We start from the raw sequence: 359 nt of genomic DNA, 5'->3' as shown, positions 1-359 counted from the left end.
CTGTTGATGGTCAACCTCACCACCGCCGATATCTCCGACAGCGCCGGCGCTCAGGCGATCCTGGATGGTGTCCGCAAGCGCTGGCCCTGGGTGAAGCATCTGTTCGCCGACGGCGCCTATGACCGGCTGAAGCTCATGGACAAAGCCACCTATCTCGACTTCGTGGTCGAGATCATCCGTCGATCCGACGACCAGAAGGGCTTCCAGATACTGCCCCGCCGCTGGGTCGTCGAGCGGACCTTCGGCTGGATGACAAGATGGCGCCGCCTCGTGCGCGACTACGAGCAGCGCATCGACGTCTCGCAAGCCATGATCCTTGTCGCAATGGGCGGCAATCTCATCCGCCGAAACGCTCATCC

Annotated in this window: 1 protein-coding gene; it reads left to right on the top strand. The window is 62.4% G+C overall.

Going from position 1 to position 359, the window contains the following annotated elements; all coding sequences use genetic code 11:
• Nucleotides 1-359, top strand: a 359-nt coding sequence (locus JT360_RS33345) for a transposase (RefSeq protein WP_214477743.1), incomplete at both ends; no start/stop codon positions are given.

This window comes from Mesorhizobium sp. dw_380 (genome assembly GCF_018588885.1).
Classification (GTDB): Bacteria; Pseudomonadota; Alphaproteobacteria; order Rhizobiales; family Rhizobiaceae; genus Mesorhizobium.
Note: the sequence above shows the minus strand (reverse complement) of the source record. Positions and strands in the feature narration are given on the sequence as shown.